We start from the raw sequence: 15,594 nt of genomic DNA, 5'->3' as shown, positions 1-15,594 counted from the left end.
ACACCGTCCTTCGAGAGGAACTCCTTCGATGACCACCCACCTGTTCTCTTCCACCGGAACCGGCCGCGAGGCCGGCGGCCACGGCGGGGGTGCGAGATGACCGCCCCCGCCGTCCTCGTCGAGGATCTGCACGTCGCCTACGGCACGACGTGGGCCCTCGACGGCGTCGACCTGGAAGCGGCCGCCGGGGCCACGCTCGGGGTGCTCGGCCACAACTGTGCCGGCAAGACCACCTTGATCCGCACCCTCGCCACCTTGGTGCGGCCCACCATCGGCCGCGTGCAGATCGAGAACCTGGACGTCGTCGTCCACGCCACCGAGGTCCGCCGCCGGATCGGCGTGACCGGCCAATACGCCGGTCTCGACGAATTCCTCACCGCCCGAGAGAATCTGGAGCTGATCGGCCGACTGACCGGGCTGCGCCGCACCGCCCGCGCGCGGGCCGACGCGCTGATCGACCGGCTCGGGCTGCAGGAATACGCGTCCCGGCGGGTCGGGGAACTCTCCGGGGGCTCGCGCCGCCGGGTCGATCTGGCCGCCAGCCTCGTCGGCTCCCCGTCGGTACTGTTCCTCGACGAGCCGACCACCGGTCTCGATCCCCTCGCCCGCGCCGGATTGTGGAACGTCGTCGACGAGCTCACCGACGCGGGCACCACGGTCGTGCTCACCACCCAGTACCTCGAGGAGGCCGACCGGCTCGCCGACCACATCGTGGTCCTGCGCCGGGGCCGGGTCGCCGCCCGCGGCACCCCCGCCGAGCTCAAACGGATCGTCGGCGGCAAGGTCCTCAGCGCCACCATCCCCGCCGGTCAGCTCGCCGCGCTGCCATTCATCCCGGACACCGATCCGCGGGTCGACGGCGACCGCCTGCGGGTGTCCGTCACCGTCGACGACGCCCCCGCCGCGACCGCGCTGGTCGCCGACCTGCACCGCGGCGGCATCGAGGTCACCGACCTGGACGTGACCTCACCGAGCCTCGACGACGTCTTCACCCACCTCGCCCACACCCCCGGAGCCCACCGATGACCACCATCCGCACCACCACCACAGCCGCCCCTTCGGTAGGGCGTCCCTCGGTCGGGGACCAGCTCGCCGCACTCACCGTCCGGAACCTGCGCACCAGCGCCCGCGTTCCGCAGCTGTTGATGTTCTCGCTGACCATGCCGATGGCGATGCTCGTGCTGTTCAGTCAGGTGTTCCGCAGCGTCGCCGCAGGACCGGGCTTTCCGGCCGGGGTCAGCTACATCGTCTTCCTCACCCCAGCGATGCTCGCCGTCTCCACGGTGATGGCCGGCACCAACGCCGGAGTCTCCGCCGCGATCGATCACACCAACGGCCTGCACGACCGCTTCGCGGCCCTGCCGATGCGAGCGGCGCTGCCGGGGGTGGCTCGCACCATCAACGAGGCCGTGTTCACCCTCGCCCGGGCTGCGTTGCTCGGGATCGCCGCCGTCGCTTTGGGTTTCGAGTTCCACGGCACCGCAGGGGATGCCGTCGCCGCGGTTGTCGTGCTGGTGGTGTTGGCCGGGGCGATGAGCGCCCTCTTCGGGCTGATCGGGGACCGGCTCCGCCGGCCGGACGTGGTCCAGTTCGCCGGGATGATGGTGATGATGCCGCTGATGTTCGTCTCGAGTGCGTTCGCGCCGATCGAGACCATGCCCGGCTGGATGCAGGCCATGGCGACAGTGAATCCGGTTGCGCACGCCACCGACGCCCTGCGCGGCCACGTGCTCGGCACCGCCACCGCCGGGGACACTCTTACCGCCCTGGTCGCGGCGATCGGTTTGTGGGCGGTGGTGACCGCCGTTCCCGTCGTCACCCGCATGATTCGGTCAGCGCGAACCCGCTGACAACGAACCCGCCCCGTCCCCATCCCACGGGGACGGGCCGGGTTTTGCGTGTTCGATGTCCGTCCGGAGCCGGGCACTCTCCAAGCCCCTACCCGATGGAGGGGTAGAGGCTAGGAGAGCGCTGTGGTCAGCAGATGCGCCCGGTGCGGGCGTCGATGACGCTCATGCGGCGGCGTCGAGCAGATGCAGCTCCTCCGCCACGATCAGATCGACCTCTTCACTGGTCAGGCCCGACAACAGATGTGTAGTCAGCATTGCTCTCACCTCCTCACCGTGCTTCTACTGGTACGTCGAACCGGAGCATCCGGAATCGACATCGACACCCATACAGACGAGGAACTTCGGATTCGGACGCAGGTGCGTCCGACCGCGGTCACCGTCGTCCGTACCTGAGAGAGGACGCCCTCAGGGGGTCGCGACCGCGCCGTAAGGCGGGGATCCTGAAAGACGGAGAGGAACCACAGATCATGAACGAGGACTCGGCCACCACCGCGACGACACCCCAGCCGGCACCAGCTGATCTCGACCAGCTCTGGCGCCGCTTCTCGAGCGACTTGCGGGCCTTCATCGCCCGCCGGGTCTCCCGTCCCGAGGACGCCGACGACATTCTGTCGATCGTGTTCCTGCGGATGGCCAAGAGCCTCGACAACCTGCGGGAGCAGGACCGAATCCTCGGGTGGATGTATGCCATCACCCGCAACGCGATCACCGACTACTACCGGTCGGCACCCCACCGCCGCGAGCTGGCTGTCGACAGTGTCCCCGACAACCGACCCGACGGAGAACCTGACGCCGACGAGACGGCGGAGAAGGAACTCGCCTCCTGCCTGGTGCCGATGCTCTCCGGGCTGCCCGCCGAGCAGGCCGCGGCGGTGAGGATGGTCGACCTCGACGCCCGAACCAACGCCGCCGCCGCCAGCGAGGTGGGAATCTCGGTGTCCGGGATGAAATCCCGGGTCCAACGCGGCCGCGCCGCCCTCCAGGCCCAATTGCACGCCTGCTGTCAGATCAGCCAGGATCGCACCGGCCATGTCCACGACTACGAGCCCCGCAGCGGATCCTGCGCCTGCGGAGCCACGCCATCGGACGACGAGTAGACCGGCGAATCATCTCTGGTGACGGCGACGGGGCGACCGGGCGAGGTCACGCTGACAAGACTGCGGTGCGGTGCGAGCCATCTTCGCTCGCACCGCACCGTTGTCACGTGAGGGCTACTGGCAGCCGCATCCGTCGCCGGCCGTCGCCGTCGGACCGCAGCACGTCGACTTCTCGCTGAGGTCGCAGCAGGTGGCTTGTCGTTCGGTGCTGCAACACGTGGGTGCCGCAGTCCGTGGGTTTGCGTCCGTCCGATCCGTCGTCGGGTTTTCGAACTTGTCGGCGTTGGTCATGGTGGCTCCTTGATCCGTGGGGATGGGTACCAGATCAGACGGAGGAGTACTAGAAAGGACGCACCAGGAGAAAGGGCGATGAGAAATGCGAGCGAGACTGCTGGGCGTTAGCCGATTTCGTGCAGGTCACGGGCGTGCCGGTTGCGTCGACGCAACCGGCACCGACACAATGTGGGTGCCCGAGGCAGTAGCCGAGGGGAGTGATTCGTGTAGGAGGTCTCCGGGGCGTAAGCACCCCTGTAGGCAGCCCTATCCAGCGGTTTCCAGCCTTGCGCGCCCACCCACCTACACAACGAACGCTCCTCGCTTCGGCAGTGGGGCATTCTGTGCTCGCAGCTGCGCGGTGACCACCTCCGCCATGCGCCGAAAACCAATATTACGTCAACTATTTATGTAAACTCCCTCTACCCCAGTGATTTTCGAGTTTTATGGCGACCTTGGTGAACCGGCAGTCGAGACGGCTGTGGCCATTACTGGTCGTGGTCGGCTTCGAGTTGACGTTGTTCGACGAGTGTCACAGCGCACAGCAGAAGATAGGCGCCGGGGACGATGAGGATGGCGGTGGTCAGGGCGACGATGATGGCCAGTATTTCCATGGCTGCTCCACTCGGCGCCGGAAACATCGCCCTTCTGGACCGGGCCGGACGGGCGCCGTCGGGGACTTGGGCCGGAGCGCTCAACGCGAGCAGCCCCAAGAGCAGGGTTCGCGAGCCGTGCCGGGCTGGGGCTCGGCGAGGGGGAGGGGCCGGGATCGGCGGCGATACCGAATGACGATCAGGGTAACCACCACGTGAACATGGTCGGGATCGGTCATAGTCATCCCCACCGAGGGCGGACGCCGTCGTACTCACCCATGATGATGGACGCGGCATCGAGGCCTCCTGATCCGAGCGTTCCACCACCCCTGGTCTGTCTACCAGTCCGCCCACGGTGTGGCGGCGACTGGAAACGTCACGCCGGACCTGGACCCGGACCCGCCCAGAGTGTCCGCTCCAGCCCGAATTTACGGGGTGCGTCGCTGCAGGTCACTGATCGATCGAGGCTCTATTCGCTCGATCTGATTTGACTCCGACGCCGCCAGTTTCGAGTCTTACGTTCAGTTTCCGGCCTGAGCGTGCGCGCGACGGGCCGCCTCGACCAGAGCTTCGGCGGCACGTTCAGCGCGCTTCGATTCGGTACGGCTCGTCGGCATATCGGTGTAACCGGACCGCGTCTTGAGACCCAGCAGCACACTGAGGTGCTTCGCCGTGGTCGGGTCGACGGACCCGAGCAGCGTGACAGCATCCTTGTGGTCCTCGCCCTGCGCATGCTTACCCAGTCGCGCGCAACAGATGACATCCGATGCTGCGATGCCCGCGTGCACCCACAACGTCACGACCGCATCATCGACCCCGTCCGGTTCGTCGGCGAAGTCGCGACCGATCTCGGCCAGGTGAAAGAACTGTTCGGCTTTTCTCAGCCGCGCCCGGCGGACCGTCTGGTCACACGGCCGCGTCCGCCCCACTACCGATTTCCCCGACGCAGCAACCGGGTGAAACCGGCCCGTGAACCGGCCACCGTCAGCCCCTCCTTCACCACATCCCGCAGGACCGGCTCATCCGTGCCGCGGCCGGCGATCTCACTCTCCGCGAACTGCAGATCCCGCGCATCGTTGCCGGTCCATCTGGTCACCTCGGCCATCAGCTCCGCCACCTGCTCATCCCACTCCTCGACCGCGACGTCGTCCGGCCGGACCAGGAAGATGTCGATGTCGCTGTTGATCGTCATCGTTCCGCGTGCAGCCGATCCGAACACGGCGGCATACATCGGGGGAATCTCCCAGCCGGCCAACCGCGCCTCCAACCTGCGCAGGAACTCCCCGGACAAGTCGGCGAGACCCATGACATGAGGGAACGCCAGGTGTTCACGATTGAGCTGGTACACGAACGCGTGGCCCACCCTCGAAGACAGCACCGTGCCCTGCTTGCTCAATCGTTGCAACACCTTCCGTATCCCCTCCTCCGAATGGCGGTGCAGCACCCGGTGCAGCTGGCCGGTCGTGAATGTCGCCTCAGATGCGGCTGCGAGCGCAGCGAGCACATCACCATCAAGGGTGGGCGTCACTGTCTGTAGCGGCCGAATCAGATCCATAATTCCGTTCCCTAGGGACGTCATGTCTCGCGCACTATTGTACGCCTACCCGTACTATAGTACGGGATAATTGCCGCGGCGTTGCAGAAAGCAGCGGCACTCATCGAACAAGAATCACGCACTCCGAAGAGCGAGATGGGCGCTCAGCCCGCTTCGCCTCCTCGGCCGGGCTGAGTGGGGGCGAGCTCGTCTACGCGGGCTCGAGGTCGCGCTCGAACTCGATTTCATCCCGACGCGGGATCTTGTAGTAGCCCACGTCGGGGATGTCCGGCTTCAGGGTCCGTCTCGCATCGTCCACTGCGCCGCATCGAACGGCCGACAGGCGGAAGCCGCGCCGCTGGTAGAACTGCATCGAGTCGAGGTTGTCGTTCGTCGTGACCAACCACAGTCGCGAACAGCCTTGTGCACGGGCGACTTCGGCGATGCGTTCGATAAGTGCCGTGCCGACGCCGCCCCATTGGCCGGATGCGCGCATGTTCACGATTTCGCAGTTCGTGCCGTCGATGTCGTAGATCAGCACCCCGACCGTCTCGTCATCGGTCGATGCGATCAGGGCGGGGCGGTCGCGTGCGTCGACCAACTCGCCGCGCCGGGCGATCTGGGTGGTGTGTTGCGCCTGGAGGAATGACGTCAGGCGTGGCTCTCCTGCGGGTACCTCATAGATGTCGACCATCGTCCCTATTTTCCTCGCCTCACCGAGGCTGGACCAGGGGTGGATCTGTCGGGTTGGGTCACGATTACATGCCGCCCGTTGAACTGTCCGGTGATGTCGAGGAGGCGTCTGCGGCCAGGAAGTGCACACGACCTGTGCGACCTCCCCGGGCCGTCCCCACAGGGCGCGGGGATCTGTGCGGTGATCCCCGGGGCGGAGGACCTTCGCGGGGACCGCCGTTGACGCTGCGCAAGAGGCGGCCGCCGAAGCTCAGCTCGCACAGACCCGCGCCGAAACGCAGACCGCGGCAGCGCACACATCCGCGCAGGAAGCTCGCGAGGACGTGGACCGTCTTCGTAGCGAACTCGCTGACCTGCGCGCCGAGGCCCGCACGGACCGTGAACAAGCGCGCGCCGATCATGCCGCACAACTGGCCGAGGTCCGGCAATCAGCCTCCGAACGCGCAGATGCTCTAACCACCGCGCTGCGCGCCGCCGAGCAGACGATCGAGGAACTACGGCGGCAACCCGGCGGCCGCGGTGCCGCTACCTAGCTCGTCCCCGGGTCACGTTGCCCTTCGGGGGTTTGTGCCTTCACACCCGCGGAGTGCTTGCCGCCATCGGAGTGCAGCTCCGGGGTGCTCAACGGTGACCTGAACGGCGTCCACCCAGCAGCGAGGCTGGACGTGGCCGACTCACATCGAGCGACCTGTTTGACGGCACCGCTGACGGTGCTCTGCAGACGCAATCGGGGCATCCCGGCGCTGAGACGCGCATCGCGGTCAATCGCTGACACCCCGAACACGGAAGCGTTCCATCTGCGGGTCAACGTCAACGACGGTGACGTCTTCGATGGGGTGATCGAATGAGCACCCCGGTGGTAGGCGGTGGGTGTTGCGGTTCCGGGCATAAGATGGCCGCGTATGAGCACAGTCGGTAAATTCGTTCTCGGATTATTGGTCTTCAATGGCCTCTCGGCAGCCGGCGGGGGCATCGCACTGATGACCGGCACGATCCCGGAACAACCCTCATGGATTGAGCACACCGACTTCGACAGTCTCTACTTCCCCGGGGTGATTCTGCTGGCCGTTGTGGGAGGCAGCTCGTTGTTCGCCGCCTCGGCGATGATCAAACGAAGCGTGGGATGGCAGGCGGCCGGCATCCTGTCCGGGGTGATCATGGTGGTGTGGATCGTTGCGGAGATCGCCTCTATTCGCGGGTTTCACTTCCTGCAGGTGCTCTACCTCGTTACCGGAGCCGCAGTGATCTGGTGCACCCCAACCGACCCCGCAACTGCGCAACAGCACCGCCGGTCGTGACGCCGAGAACCTCTGAACGACCCGAAGATCGCCGCGCGGCCGGCGAGCAGGATTCGAGCCTGCGACACAGTCGCCAACTCGGCGCATCTTCTGGTGACCGGTTCTCGAGGTGCGAGGATGGGCCATTCCTCGCGTTGCGCTTGTGAAGCGTGGTCCTCGCTGCTTCAGGAAAGCCGCCCACCTCCCTGACCGCACCGACCTGTCCGATCGCACGTTGCGGTGCGGGCTGGCAGACCGGCTGGGCATACTGACGCGAACACTCGGGTCCGGAAGGTCACACACGTTGACAGATATTCGTTCGGCAGGCGGCAACACCGGCTCACGCCCGGCGCCGCCGGGCCGGCACGCCGTATTCGGGACCGGGATGTTCCTCCTCGCTGGTGTGCTGGTCCTCAATTCGCTTCTCGGACCACTCGGCCTCGGCCTTATCGACTATCCGATCTCGACCACCTTGCAGAACCAGCTGATCGGCCTCGAGATCGTCACCCTCGCTCTGGTTGCCCCGTTGAGCATTGCCGCTGCAGTGCTGGCGCTGCGCGGGCACCGCGCCGCCGGCCCTATGGCATTCGGCCCGGCCGCCTACACCGCCTACATGTTCGCTCAGTACGTGCTCGGCCCCGAATACGCGGCCTTCAATGCCGTGGTGTTGTTCGACCTCGGCGTCTTCGCGGCAGGGGCAGTGCTCGCCGTGGGGGCCTGGACGATCACCGACACCCGTTCGCTGCCGGACACCACACCGGCCAAGCAACGTACCTACGGCGTGATCCTGCTCGCGCTGGCGGCTTTCGTGGTGTCGCGATATCTCGGCCCTATCCTCGGCGGCGCGATGCCCGCCGAATTCGCCGACGCGCGCACGTTCTTCTGGTCCATCGTGCTGCTCGACCTCGGTCTCGTGGTGCCGGCCACCATCGTCTCGGCGGTCGCCCTCTTCCGCCGGACACCGTCCGCCCCCAAGGCGCTGTACGCGGTGCTCGGCTGGTTCGTGCTGGTTCCGCCGTCCGTGGTGTCCATGGCCGCGGTCATGATGGCCCGTTCGGATCCGGCCGGCTCGGTCGGTCAGGTCGTCGTGCTGGGCGTCGTCGCGGTGGGGTTCCTCGTCTTCGCGGCGAATGTCTTCCGTCCCCTGCTCTCCCGACACCGCGTCGACGCGTGAACCGAGTGGTCCTCGTCGAAAGTTCGTCGGGGTCATGCTGCTGCAGGGTGGGCCCGGTGTGATGGTCGAACGAGGCGAGATACCGGGATCGACGAGGGTGTCCTCGACCGGGTGGCCGTCGTCGCGACCGAACCGCAGGCCCGCGCCCTGCTCGCACGGTGGTGCCGCGCCGAGCACGCCGCGGCCGGTGACCGGTCGCCCGTGGGAGTGGCCGGGCCCCCGGTCGGAATACCCACCACCTCGTCCGCTGTTGAAGAGGCTGACGGTGGCGCTCATACCCCGGGTACCACACCAGAAAAGTCGCTGCGAGCGACCACTTGCCGAGAGGCGATATGGCGTCACTGTCACCGTCCCGCTGGCCGGGTAAGACCTACATTGCGTAGCGTTCTCGACGTAGGGGATGAGGAGGCCGCTGACGCCGGGGAAGGTGTCGGCGGCTTTCCTTTGACTACGGATGCTGTTCCGTCACAGCGAATCCCGGGTGATCGAGCCCGGATCAAGGTCTCCTCGCTGCCCTTTGAAGCTGGGATGCCTCAGCCCGCCCGAATTGCTGGACCCGTGGTATGCGACGTCCACGACGATCACCGGTTCGACCCAGCGCACGATCCCGTGCTCCTCCGCGGCCGCGGCATCGGGTCCAAGCGGGCTGGTGCGGTGTTCGAGGGTGGCCAGCTTCTCCGTCAGTTGGCGGCGCACGGCCATCGTGAATCCGGTCCCGACATTGCCCACGTAGCGAAGAACGCCCTGGTCATCGTAGGCGCCGAGGACGAGTGAGCCGACCATGTTCCGCTGTGCACCCCCGCCCGCGATCCAACCAACAATCAAGCAGGAGCTCCTCGTGCGAAGGGGAACCTTCCGCCACGACCGGGTGCGCTGACCCGATAGATAGGGCGACCCCACCCGTTTGAAAACCGCGCCCTCCATCCCGGAATTCCTGGCGGCCTCCAGAATGACGGCACCGTCCACTCCTACCCAGTGCGGCAAGAGCTGCACGGGGCCGCCGGACCCGTGCAGCTCGTGACCGAGGTCGGTGAGAGCGGCGCGGCGCTCCAGATACGGCGCCGCCATCAGATCACTGCCGTCGGCAGAGAGGATGTCGAACGGGAGGTAGGTGACCGGCACCTGCCGCCGCATGGCCGTGGTTGGGCGCAGGGTGTTCATCCGCTTCTGCAAGCGCGCGAACGACGGCCGCCCCTGGGCGAGTGCCACGATCTCGCCGTCGAACACGATGCGGCCGTGGCCGCCGAGTGCGTCGGTCAAGGCCTCGGCCACCTCCGGGTACGAGGAGGTGACGACGTTGAGGTTGCGGGTCCACAACACCGGCGGCTCGCCGCCGCCGACCGCGCCTAATAGGCGGCAGCCGTCGTACTTCATTTCCGCCGCCCAGCCGCCGTCCATTGCCTCGGGAAGCTCACCCGGGGTGGCCAACATCGGCGCAATCAGCCGCATGGGCCGATTGTGCGCCCATGTCCACAGCTGAGACGACCCTTCCGGTTCCCGTCGCCGAGAGTGCGGCGCGATCACACGACCGCCCACGACCCGCCGTTCTGCTCGGCCGCCGGCGTCATGACACCCTGTCCCACGAGACTCCACGCCCGCCCACGTCGGAAGGACCCGCGCGACCCATGACCACCTGGACCCTCTGGCTCGGCGCCCGGCTGGTCGTCGGCGGCTCAACCGCCCAGATCAAACACCAAGCGGGAGTTGCCCGCGCCCTGTGGGTGCTCGCGTGCTCGCCTTCGCGGCCGCGGCGTCACCCCGGGTTACCTCGTCCGAAAGCAGGGTCGCCGCCGACCGGTGGCTGACGGTCTTCGACGACTGGAACCACGGCGGCCGTGGTTCGCGGTCAGCCTCCGCGCTACCCGACTCTAGGTCTGTCTGCGCTGTTCAGAGGATGTTTCGGCACGTGTAGGACGTGGGGTGGAGAAGCTGTTTGGTCTCCTATGGCCTGCGATGGACGGCAACCCAGCCGTGCCTCGCAGGCACCGAAATTCCGCGGTGTCTCCCGACTGCATTTTCGAGGAGTCGTCATGTTGGACCTCACCTTCATCTGGACCTGCGCGGCCATGACCGTGGTGGGCGAGTTGTTCCGCCGGTTCTGGCGGCTCCGGCGGGCCCTGGCCCGCCACCGCACCGACCCCGCCCCGCATTGGCGCACCAGCGAGTTCGTGTTGCGCACAGACCACATCAGGGAGGCCACGGTGGCGGTGGTTGCGGTGGTGTCCTTCGCCGTGCGTCTGACCGTCAGGGCGGCGATCCACGCGAGCATCTAACCGGGAACACGTGACCGTGGGTGGCCGGTGGTGGGATGCATCCTCGTCACCGGCCACCGGCCGGTGCGTCCTTGGCTTGAGAAATCCCGCGTAGTTCTCTACGCCCGGCAGTGATGAACACGATGGGGGTACGCACGATCATGGTAACCGATCGATGGCTCGCTGCTGTGCCGCAGCTGCCACCGTTGACCGCGCCGGCCGCGCAGGTGGCGGAGAGGTTGGTGTTGCTGCTGCACTACGGGATCGACTGGTCCGGCAGCAATTGGGTGGCCGCCCGCCGCGGTGACTACTGGGACAATCTGCTACCCAACAGGATCCGGATGGCCACCTACAACAGCATCAACCTGCACCAGTGATGGACCGCCTCGGTCGCCCGGCTCGGGTCGGCTCCGCGCAGCGACGAGCAGCGCTCCGCGCTGGTCATGCTGCTCACGAGCGAGCCGCGGCCGGTGCTGCAGGTGATGCAATTGAGAGGTCCGTCGGTGTAGTTGGTAATTAGGTTGCGCGCGAAACGAATTTGACCCGTTCAACGTATGCGATCGCGGGCACTGATACTCGATGTCCGACCTCATCGACTCGTCGAGGTCGACGCTCACCCGGGGTATGTCCTCCTGATCATCTCGACGGTTTTGCGGTGGCTGCCGGTCAGGCCGTTGAGATCGTCGAGGCCGGCTCGGACGTTCTGTGTGTCCGTCGGCACGAGAACACCGGTGCGCACCCAGACGTCGGACGGTCGGATAAGGCAGTTGGTGGTTGCGATCGGCACTTTGTGGCTGAGGAGGAACTCCACCACGTAGTGCAGGGTGAGGGAATCACGGGACAGGCGGCTGAGAGATGGCGTGTAGAACGGTATCTGCTCGCTGCGGGCGAGCTGAGTCGGATTCGGTAGCGAATTCGTCGAACAGTGCCTTGTTGAGATCGCGGTGTTGTAGGGATCGTCGGTGCCATCGGTGTTCCGCCGAGATGTGACAACGCTGCTGCCGCCCTAAATCTCGGGCGACAGCGGCGTTGAGGTGGGTGGGTTTAGATGGCTTGTGCGGTGGGGAGGATGGTGATTTCGGTGAGGTTGACGTGCTTGGGGACGGCGGTGAGGAAGGCGACGGTTTCGGCGACGTCTTCGGATTGGAGGACGTCGATCTGGTCGATCAGGTCGGCCATGAGTTTGCTGGCGTCGGGGTCGGTGACGTGGTCGGGCAGTTCGGTGTCGACCATGCCGGGTTCGATGGTGGAGACGCGGACGTTTTTTCGGCCGAGTTCGGTGCGCAGTAGGCGGGTGAGCTGGCTGATGTAGGCCTTGGTGCCGGAGTAGACCTGGAACTTTTCGAGGACGCGGGTGGCGGCGATCGAGGAGGTGGTGATCAGGTCGGCGGGTTTGTCGTCGGCGGCGGCCTGGACGAGGGGTTCGACGAAGGCCTGGATGGTGTTCATCACGCCCTTGATGTTCAGGTCGATCTGGGTGTCCCAGTCGTCGACCTTGAGGTCGACGATTTCGGAGATCAGCTGGACGCCGGCGTTGGCGAAGACGAGGTCGACGGGGCCGAGTTCGGTGGTGATGCGGTCGGCGGTGGCTTGCAGGGCGGTGCGGTCGGTGACGTCGGTGGTGACGGCGATCGCGGTGCCGCCGGCGGCGTTGATGCGGTTGGCGGTGGTGGTGATGCGGTCGGTGCGGCGGGCGAGGAGGGCGACCTTGGCGCCGAGTTGGGCGAGTCGTTCGGCGGTGGCTTCGCCGATTCCGCTGGAGGCGCCGGTGACGACGGCGATGCGGCCGGTGAGGGGGGTTCCGGTCAGGACCTGGCTCATGGGGTGTGTCTCCTTGACGGTGGTGTTTCGAGGTGTGGTTCCTCGGGGTACGGATTCCATCGTCGGCGTGATCGGGGTGGGCGAACAGGCCGCGGTTTGCCTAGGTGCACCACACCCAGGCAAATCGCTATGCCGAGGCGGGGGCCTTCCTCATTGAGCCGCTGATGCTTCGTCCTCCGCATACCGGAATGCTCTGTCCAGTGATGTAACCGGATCCGGCGTCGGCGAGGAACGCAACGGTGCGTGCGACATCGAGGGGCTGTCCCACTCGGCCGACCGGGATGGATTGGCGCACTCGCTCGATGATCTCGGTGGGCATTGAATTCGACATCGGTGTTTCGATGAACCCGGGCGCGATGCAGTTGACGGTGATGCCGTCGGTTGCAAGACCCAGCGACAGGCTTCTACTCACGCCGGCGATCCCGCCCTTGGAGGCGGCGTAGTTGGTGGAGCCGAAGTTGCCCAGCCATGCGCGCGAGGTCAGCGAGATGATCCGGCCACTTCCCGAGTGGCGCAGCGCCGGTAATGCGGCGGCAGTGGTGGTCAGCATCCCGATCAGATTGACATCGAGAACCTGCCGGAAGACTGCGGGATCCATCTTCTCGATTCGGGCGTCGTTGAGGATTCCCGCGCAGTTCACCAGAACATCGAGCCCGCCGAGTCGGGAGACGGTGGCGTCGACCGCGGCCTGCACGGATTCCCGGTCGGCTAGGTCCGCTGCGCGGGCAGAAACAGTGACACCGCTGGTCTCGGTGATGTGGTTCGCGACTGCCCGCAGTCCGGTTTCGGAGAGGTCGGAAAGGCCGAGACTGTATCCGAGTTCGGCCAAGTGTTCGGCGATGCCTCGCCCGATACCGCCTGCAGCGCCGGTGATGAAGGCGACCCGAGGTCGTGGTGCGAGTCTTTGGCCGTCTGAGTTCATGGGTGCAGCCTTCCGAGGTCGGGGCCGTTGGCGGCGTAGATTTCCTGACCGGTCACCGCAGCCGCGTGCTCGGCGGTGAGTGTCGCGATCAGTTCGGTGACGGCCGGTTCGTTGGGATCGGTGGCGTAGAAGACTGCGTTCGCGCCACCGCCGTGCCGCTGCAGCTCGATGGCAACAGACCGGACGAAGCTGATCAGTGCACCGGTAACCGCGCAGTCCAACGGTCTGAGCGGGTCTCCCAATGCCGCCGACGCCGGGGCGAGGATGACCACCCGGCCGCGATGGCGTGCCTCGGTGATGGCTGTCCAGTGATGCTGAACGGCGGAAAATGCAGTCATCAGTGGATCTACCACCGCCCGCTCGAGGTCCGCGGTGTCGAGCGTGGGGTCACCATCGGCGCCACGGTAGACGAGCACCACGACCGAGGAGGCGGGTGCGTCGGCGGGAGGGGTGGTGTCGGCGAGATCGATCGTAGTGAACGCCGAGGTGGTCATCGCGTCACCAGCAGGACTGTGACAGAGCCACCGTCGGTGCCGCTGACAGTGCCTCCCTTGCAATAGGCGAGCCCGATATTCGCTTCGTCGACCTGCCGTTGCCCGGCACGGTCGGTGAGTTGCCAGGTGAGCTCGCAGATTTGTGCGACCCCGGTGGCACCCACCGGGTGTCCACGACTGAGGAGGCCACCGCTGGCGTTGACGGGGAGTTTGCCGCCGATCGAGGTGTTACCGTTCTCGGCCCACCTACCGCCCTCGCCGACGGGGACGACGCCGAGGCCTTCCAGGCGGACGATCTCGGCGATCGTGAAGCAGTCGTGCATCTCTACCAGGTCGATGTCTTCCGGCCCGTATCCGGTGATGTCCCAGGCCTGTTCGCCGGCGCGGCGTGACACGTCCTCGTCGTTGAGGTTGGTGTCGGCGGTCACGATCTTGCCGCTGACGAGGGCGCAGCCGGCGATGCGCGGAGCTGATGATCGCCCGAGTTTGGCGAGACCGGCTGCACTGCACAGCACCACTGCGGCGGCGCCGTCGCTGATGGGACTGCAATCGAGCAGTCCCAGGGGATCGGCGATGGTGCGGGCGTCGAGAACTTCCCGCAAACTGATCGGCCGCTGGTATTGAGCGAATGGGTTGTGCACCGAGTGTGCGTGATTCTTCACGGCCACCGCGGCAATCTGCTCGCGGGTGGCACCGTGGTCGGACATGTACCGCCGAGCGCTCATCCCGTGATTGGCGGCCATGACCAAGCCGTTGATGGCATCGAGGTCCGTGGGATCGGGCATGACCCCACCGGACACGCGGTCGGTCATCTTCTCCGCGCCGATGACCAGCACGATGTCGTACAGGCCGGCCTTGATCGCGATCCAGGCTTCTCGGATCGCGGTGGCACCGCTGGCGCAGTAGTTTTCGTGGTTGGATACGGGGAGTCCGCCGAGGCCCATTTGCGCCGCGACGCGTTGGCCGGCGACCGGACCGCCGAAGACATGCCCGACGTAGACAGATTCGATGTCCTTGGTGCTCACGCCCGCGTCGGACATCGCTTCGCGTGCGGCGCCGACGGCAAGTTTCTCGAACGTGACGTCGACGGGGTACTTGCCGAATCGCACCATGCCAGCGCCGGCGATGTAGGTCTCGCTCATCGGTTCTCCTCGGTGCCCCGGAAGCGGTACCACCACAGTGGCTCTCCGGAGGAATCAGTCTTCAATGTGAACAACTCGACAGCAACTTCGTCGTCGATCTCGACGGCACCTGTCGCCGCGCCCAACAATCGGACACCGTCGTCGAGATCGACGGTCACCAGGGTGTACGGCGTCTGCAACGGGGGCGGGGCCTGGTGAACGACGGTCCAACTGACGACTCGACCTCGGCCGGCCAGCAGGACGTTGTCGACGGCGTCAGCCCCGCAATGAGGGCACAGCGGCCGCTCCGGGAACGAGCGTCGGCTACACATCCGGCAGGCAATACCCTTAAGGCCCTGCGGCTCCAAATTGACGACATCGCTTCTCAGTGGTGAACCTGTGGAAATCATGGGCTACATTCCGCCTCTCTGAACTAGCTGCGCTGCAATGACGTTCTTCTGGATTTCGTTGGTGCCCTCACCGACGACCACCA

19 protein-coding genes are annotated in these 15,594 nt (G+C 66.2%); 9 read left to right on the top strand and 10 right to left on the bottom strand.

The features are described from left to right. Positions 1–96 precede the first annotated feature (96 nt). The 3 genes from JWS14_RS42185 to JWS14_RS42175 all read left to right on the top strand — a co-directional run bounded on the left by JWS14_RS42185 (position 97) and on the right by JWS14_RS42175 (position 2,947). Positions 97–1,026 (top strand): ATP-binding cassette domain-containing protein, encoded by a 930-nt coding sequence (locus tag JWS14_RS42185; protein WP_206016386.1) that lies wholly within the window; start codon positions 97–99, stop codon positions 1,024–1,026. Continuing rightward, positions 1,023–1,850 (top strand): ABC transporter permease, encoded by an 828-nt coding sequence (locus tag JWS14_RS42180; protein ID WP_206016385.1) that lies wholly within the window; start codon positions 1,023–1,025, stop codon positions 1,848–1,850. Before JWS14_RS42185 ends, JWS14_RS42180 begins: the two co-directional genes overlap by 4 nt. A 467-nt stretch (positions 1,851–2,317) precedes the next feature. Continuing rightward, a complete protein-coding gene (locus JWS14_RS42175) occupies positions 2,318–2,947 on the top strand; it encodes a sigma-70 family RNA polymerase sigma factor (protein ID WP_206016384.1) in 630 nt (209 codons plus the stop codon). 761 nt (positions 2,948–3,708) lie between these two features. Here the strand turns inward: JWS14_RS42175 and JWS14_RS51310 are convergent. The 4 genes from JWS14_RS51310 to JWS14_RS42160 all read right to left on the bottom strand — a co-directional run bounded on the left by JWS14_RS51310 (position 3,709) and on the right by JWS14_RS42160 (position 5,948). After that, positions 3,709–3,834: a hypothetical protein gene (locus JWS14_RS51310; RefSeq protein WP_259376148.1), complete on the bottom strand. Its 126-nt coding sequence runs from the start codon at positions 3,832–3,834 to the stop codon at positions 3,709–3,711. 500 nt (positions 3,835–4,334) lie between these two features. Beyond that, complete coding sequence (locus JWS14_RS42170; RefSeq protein ID WP_206016383.1) at positions 4,335–4,742, bottom strand: hypothetical protein; 408 nt, start codon at positions 4,740–4,742, stop codon at positions 4,335–4,337. Further along, complete coding sequence (locus JWS14_RS42165) at positions 4,742–5,368, bottom strand: nucleotidyltransferase domain-containing protein (RefSeq protein ID WP_206016382.1); 627 nt, start codon at positions 5,366–5,368, stop codon at positions 4,742–4,744. The genes JWS14_RS42170 and JWS14_RS42165 overlap by 1 nt, the downstream gene beginning before the upstream one ends. A 190-nt stretch (positions 5,369–5,558) precedes the next feature. Beyond that, positions 5,559–5,948: a GNAT family N-acetyltransferase gene (locus JWS14_RS42160; protein ID WP_241031754.1), complete on the bottom strand. Its 390-nt coding sequence runs from the start codon at positions 5,946–5,948 to the stop codon at positions 5,559–5,561. A 415-nt stretch (positions 5,949–6,363) separates the two neighbouring features. Here JWS14_RS42160 and JWS14_RS42155 point away from each other — a divergent pair, with 415 nt between their 5' ends. From JWS14_RS42155 to JWS14_RS42145, 3 genes are all read left to right on the top strand, one after another. Continuing rightward, positions 6,364–6,573 carry a hypothetical protein gene (locus JWS14_RS42155; RefSeq protein ID WP_241031753.1) on the top strand — a complete coding sequence of 70 codons (210 nt, stop codon included), beginning with the start codon at positions 6,364–6,366 and terminating at the stop codon, positions 6,571–6,573. 369 nt (positions 6,574–6,942) lie between these two features. Then, positions 6,943–7,338, top strand: a complete 396-nt coding sequence (locus tag JWS14_RS42150) for a hypothetical protein (protein ID WP_206016380.1) — start codon at positions 6,943–6,945, stop codon at positions 7,336–7,338. Positions 7,339–7,621: 283 nt separating this feature from the next. Beyond that, positions 7,622–8,491 (top strand): hypothetical protein, encoded by an 870-nt coding sequence (locus JWS14_RS42145; RefSeq protein WP_206016379.1) that lies wholly within the window; start codon positions 7,622–7,624, stop codon positions 8,489–8,491. A 465-nt stretch (positions 8,492–8,956) separates the two neighbouring features. Here the strand turns inward: JWS14_RS42145 and JWS14_RS42140 are convergent, their stop codons facing one another. Further along, complete coding sequence (locus JWS14_RS42140; protein WP_206016378.1) at positions 8,957–9,940, bottom strand: ATP-dependent DNA ligase; 984 nt, start codon at positions 9,938–9,940, stop codon at positions 8,957–8,959. 176 nt (positions 9,941–10,116) lie between these two features. Here JWS14_RS42140 and JWS14_RS42135 point away from each other — a divergent pair, with 176 nt between their 5' ends. The 3 genes from JWS14_RS42135 to JWS14_RS50685 all read left to right on the top strand — a co-directional run bounded on the left by JWS14_RS42135 (position 10,117) and on the right by JWS14_RS50685 (position 11,120). Beyond that, on the top strand, positions 10,117–10,296 hold the full coding sequence (locus tag JWS14_RS42135; protein WP_206016987.1) for a hypothetical protein: 180 nt from the start codon (positions 10,117–10,119) through the stop codon (positions 10,294–10,296). Between the two features lie 225 nt (positions 10,297–10,521). Further along, positions 10,522–10,764, top strand: a complete 243-nt coding sequence (locus JWS14_RS42130; protein ID WP_206016377.1) for a hypothetical protein — start codon at positions 10,522–10,524, stop codon at positions 10,762–10,764. A gap of 140 nt (positions 10,765–10,904) precedes the next feature. Continuing rightward, entirely contained in the window at positions 10,905–11,120 is a 216-nt protein-coding gene (locus JWS14_RS50685) for a hypothetical protein (RefSeq protein WP_241031752.1), read from the top strand. A 667-nt stretch (positions 11,121–11,787) separates the two neighbouring features. On the opposite strand, the gene JWS14_RS42120 is transcribed toward JWS14_RS50685, so the two are convergent. The 5 genes from JWS14_RS42120 to JWS14_RS42100 all read right to left on the bottom strand — a co-directional run bounded on the left by JWS14_RS42120 (position 11,788) and on the right by JWS14_RS42100 (position 15,511). Then, positions 11,788–12,564, bottom strand: coding sequence for an SDR family oxidoreductase (locus JWS14_RS42120; RefSeq protein WP_095869778.1), 777 nt, complete (start codon positions 12,562–12,564; stop codon positions 11,788–11,790). Positions 12,565–12,691: 127 nt separating this feature from the next. Then, positions 12,692–13,486, bottom strand: a complete 795-nt coding sequence (locus tag JWS14_RS42115; protein ID WP_206016376.1) for an SDR family oxidoreductase — start codon at positions 13,484–13,486, stop codon at positions 12,692–12,694. Beyond that, positions 13,483–13,980 (bottom strand): hypothetical protein, encoded by a 498-nt coding sequence (locus JWS14_RS42110; RefSeq protein WP_206016375.1) that lies wholly within the window; start codon positions 13,978–13,980, stop codon positions 13,483–13,485. Before JWS14_RS42110 ends, JWS14_RS42115 begins: the two co-directional genes overlap by 4 nt. Further along, entirely contained in the window at positions 13,977–15,122 is a 1,146-nt protein-coding gene (locus JWS14_RS42105) for a thiolase family protein (protein WP_206016374.1), read from the bottom strand. Before JWS14_RS42105 ends, JWS14_RS42110 begins: the two co-directional genes overlap by 4 nt. Next, complete coding sequence (locus JWS14_RS42100; RefSeq protein ID WP_259376147.1) at positions 15,119–15,511, bottom strand: Zn-ribbon domain-containing OB-fold protein; 393 nt, start codon at positions 15,509–15,511, stop codon at positions 15,119–15,121. Before JWS14_RS42100 ends, JWS14_RS42105 begins: the two co-directional genes overlap by 4 nt. Positions 15,512–15,594 lie beyond the last annotated feature (83 nt).

Origin of the sequence: Rhodococcus koreensis, from assembly GCF_017068375.1 — a bacterium.
GTDB classification, from domain to species: domain Bacteria; phylum Actinomycetota; class Actinomycetes; order Mycobacteriales; family Mycobacteriaceae; genus Rhodococcus_F; species Rhodococcus_F koreensis.
Note: the sequence above shows the minus strand (reverse complement) of the source record. Positions and strands in the feature narration are given on the sequence as shown.

Coding starts and splice junctions, on each gene's coding strand:
- JWS14_RS42185 (WP_206016386.1), top strand. CDS start 97: ATGACCGCCCCCGCCGTCCTCGTCGAGGATCTGCACGTCGCCTACGGC.
- JWS14_RS42180 (WP_206016385.1), top strand. CDS start 1,023: ATGACCACCATCCGCACCACCACCACAGCCGCCCCTTCGGTAGGGCGT.
- JWS14_RS42175 (WP_206016384.1), top strand. CDS start 2,318: ATGAACGAGGACTCGGCCACCACCGCGACGACACCCCAGCCGGCACCA.
- JWS14_RS51310 (WP_259376148.1), bottom strand. CDS start 3,834: ATGGAAATACTGGCCATCATCGTCGCCCTGACCACCGCCATCCTCATC.
- JWS14_RS42165 (WP_206016382.1), bottom strand. CDS start 5,368: ATGGATCTGATTCGGCCGCTACAGACAGTGACGCCCACCCTTGATGGT.
- JWS14_RS42150 (WP_206016380.1), top strand. CDS start 6,943: ATGAGCACAGTCGGTAAATTCGTTCTCGGATTATTGGTCTTCAATGGC.
- JWS14_RS42140 (WP_206016378.1), bottom strand. CDS start 9,940: ATGCGGCTGATTGCGCCGATGTTGGCCACCCCGGGTGAGCTTCCCGAG.
- JWS14_RS42135 (WP_206016987.1), top strand. CDS start 10,117: ATGACCACCTGGACCCTCTGGCTCGGCGCCCGGCTGGTCGTCGGCGGC.
- JWS14_RS42130 (WP_206016377.1), top strand. CDS start 10,522: ATGTTGGACCTCACCTTCATCTGGACCTGCGCGGCCATGACCGTGGTG.
- JWS14_RS50685 (WP_241031752.1), top strand. CDS start 10,905: ATGGTAACCGATCGATGGCTCGCTGCTGTGCCGCAGCTGCCACCGTTG.
- JWS14_RS42120 (WP_095869778.1), bottom strand. CDS start 12,564: ATGAGCCAGGTCCTGACCGGAACCCCCCTCACCGGCCGCATCGCCGTC.
- JWS14_RS42115 (WP_206016376.1), bottom strand. CDS start 13,486: ATGAACTCAGACGGCCAAAGACTCGCACCACGACCTCGGGTCGCCTTC.
- JWS14_RS42110 (WP_206016375.1), bottom strand. CDS start 13,980: ATGACCACCTCGGCGTTCACTACGATCGATCTCGCCGACACCACCCCT.
- JWS14_RS42105 (WP_206016374.1), bottom strand. CDS start 15,122: ATGAGCGAGACCTACATCGCCGGCGCTGGCATGGTGCGATTCGGCAAG.
- JWS14_RS42100 (WP_259376147.1), bottom strand. CDS start 15,511: ATGATTTCCACAGGTTCACCACTGAGAAGCGATGTCGTCAATTTGGAG.